Source organism: Acinetobacter sp. GRABPA_MV_2, assembly GCF_056725885.1.
The window spans coordinates 1-1,538 of record NZ_JBWZNA010000052.1 but is presented as its reverse complement, the minus strand read 5'-3'; the positions used below and the strand labels follow the sequence as shown (position 1 = coordinate 1,538).

At 44.1% G+C, this 1,538-nt stretch carries 1 protein-coding gene and 1 pseudogene; both read right to left on the bottom strand.

Translation table 11 applies throughout. The features are described from left to right. Nucleotides 1-702, bottom strand: a pseudogene (locus tag ACXM0J_RS18730) (secretion protein HlyD); the annotation flags it as partial. Continuing rightward, nucleotides 699-1,538: ATP-binding cassette domain-containing protein (locus ACXM0J_RS18725; RefSeq protein ID WP_139841470.1), on the bottom strand; the 840-nt coding region annotated here is incomplete at its 5' end. The gene ACXM0J_RS18725 and the pseudogene ACXM0J_RS18730, both read right to left, overlap by 4 nt.

The window sequence follows — 1,538 nt, the reverse complement described above, 5'->3', positions numbered from 1 at the left end:
TTGTTGTTGCGTTTCGCTATCGGTATTGGCTTTCGATAACTCTTCACGCGCTTTCACATAGTACTGGTTTTGCGCATCATTCATTTTGTTTTGCAGGTCGTTTGCTTCACGACGTAAACGTAAAACCTCAACCTCACTAGCTGCACCTTTAGCCACCAGCGGTTCTGTCATTGCTAGTTCTTGTTGCACAAGTTGTAACGCCTGTCTTAAACCTGCAAGCGTTTGTTCAAGATCAGCTCGACGTGAGCGATATAATGCAGTTTCTTCTTGTACCAGCTTTGGTTCTTTCATCACAATTTCAGGAAAAACCAAAGGTGTGCCATTTACTTCCGCACGCAAACGCGCTGCTGTCGCTTGAGCAGAGATCAGTAAAGATCTTGATTCACCAACATTAGAGGCAAAACGGGTTGGATCGAGCTGCGCAAGAATTTCGCCTTTTTGAACAATATCGCCTTCTTGTACATTCAGCTTGGTTAAAATACCGCCTTCTAAAGACTGGATGACCTGCTCTTTAGATGATGGAATGACTTTACCTGTACCGGTAGAAACTTCTTCAAGCTTAAATACCCACGCCCAGATAAAGAAAATAACTAAGCCAATGCCCACAATCCAGATTACTAAGCTCGCACGTGGTAAGGGTGGCTCACTATAAGAGACATTCATTGAACGGGTGAGTTGTTGTTCTTGTTGTGGTTCGCTCATGAATTACCCCCTTGGCTCACTTGTTTTTGTTGGGCTGTTGATTGATTGAGTACCTGATCTCTTGGACCGTCCATCACGATTTTGCCTTCGTTAACGACAATAATACGGTCCACCAGTTCTAAAACAGCACGGCGGTGGGTCGCAACGACCAAAGTACGATGTGCTAGCCAACCTTTTAAATGATCAATCAGTTGTTTCTCTGCCACGTCATCAATTGCTGCTGTCGGTTCGTCTAACAATAAAATGTTAGGTTGACGAATCAACAAACGAGCCAGTAACAATGCTTGTTTCTGACCACCAGAGAAACCAACACCACCTTCTAAAATCAGATGATCTAGCCCTTCTTTTTTCTCTTGAACAAAAGGTAATGCGCCCGTCACCACTAAAGCTCGAAGAATCTCTTCATCCGTTGCAAGCGGCGCGCCTAAAGTGAGGTTTTCACGAATCGTACCGTAGAAAAGATGCGCATTCTGGTTAAGTAAGCCCATATCACGACGTACATCAGACGGATCAATTAATGAAAGATCGAGACCATCTAAATGCACTGCGCCTTGAGTTGGAACTTGCATACCAGATAGAAGCTGGAGCAGTGTCGATTTACCTGCACCGTTACGCCCCAATATGGCAATTTTTTCACCAGCACGAATTTTTAAATGACGGATTGCCAAACTTGGTTTCGGGTCTTCTTCGCCATACTGGAATAAGACATTTTTTAATTCATAGTCGCCATTTAAAACTGCTTTGTGTACCAGATGCGAACGGTCAGCCTGATCAATCGGACGCTGCATGAGTTCATCAAGGCTTTGTTTTGCGACTTTTGCTTGCTGTAAACGACC